Annotated in this window: 1 protein-coding gene; it reads left to right on the forward strand. The window is 60.6% G+C overall.

Annotated elements, in window-relative coordinates:
• A partial coding sequence (locus FVF58_RS51110) for an IS110 family transposase (protein ID WP_149676997.1) occupies window positions 1-1,088 on the forward strand: 1,088 nt, incomplete at both ends.

Consider the following 1,088-nt stretch of genomic DNA (forward strand, 5'->3'; position numbering starts at 1 on the left):
CAGGTTACACGCATTGATGAATGGGCAAAGGCTTTACACCAGCGCTTTGGTGGTCCGATCGCGGTCGCGCTTGAGCTGGCCACAGGGCCGATCGTCTCTGTTTTGCAGAAACATGTGTTCGTCACTCTATTCCCGATCAACCCTGCAATGCTCGCGAAGTACCGTGAGGCATTCAAGCCGAGCCGGGCCAAGGACGATCCCACCGATGCCGAACTGGCACTCGACCTGCTGCTGCGCCATCCTGAGCGGTTCAGCCCGCTCAGGCCGCAGAGCGTCGGCATGCGTTCCTTGCTGAGCCTGATCGAACAGCGTCGTGAACTGGTCGGCGACAAGACCCGGTTCACCAATCGGCTAACCAACGCACTCAAGCAGTATTATCCTCAAGCCCTGGAATGGTTCGACGACATCGACACGGTGCTGTTTTGTGATTTCCTGACCCGCTGGCCAACTCTGCCAGCAGTCAGGCGCGCGAGCAGGAAGACCCTTGAAACGTTCTTCCATGCGCACAATTGTCGCCGGGCCCAACTGATTGAGGGACGTCTGGAGTCGATCCGCTGCGCTGTGTCGCTCACTGATGATCCCGGGATCGTTGCACCTCACCGATTGCTCGCGCTAATGCTGGTGGCGCAACTGCGCACAGCGCTGGCTGCGATCGACGTGTTCGACAGGGAAATCGCGGCAGTCGCACGCACGCTGCCCGACTTCGACCTGTTTGACAGCTTGCCCGGAGCAGGTCCGCATCTGACGCCGCGCCTGCTGGCTGCATTCGGCGAGCAACGTGAGCGCTTCAAGGGCGCTGATGAACTGCAGAAGTACTCCGGCATCGCGCCGGTCACCGAGCGCAGCGGCAAGAAGTGCTGGGTGCACTGGCGCTGGCAATGCCCGACCTTCCTGCGCCAGACCTTCGTCGAATGGGCGGGCCAGACCATCAACAAATCGTTCTGGGCGGGCGCCTATTACCGGCAACAGCGAGCAAAGGGCAGTTCGTATCAGGCCGCCGTCAGGGCATTGGCGTTCAAGTGGATACGGATCCTCTACCGCTGCTGGCAGACCGGAACGCGATACGACGAGAGCATCTATCTCAACGC

Source organism: Paraburkholderia panacisoli (assembly GCF_008369935.1).
Taxonomy (GTDB): domain Bacteria; phylum Pseudomonadota; class Gammaproteobacteria; order Burkholderiales; family Burkholderiaceae; genus Paraburkholderia; species Paraburkholderia panacisoli.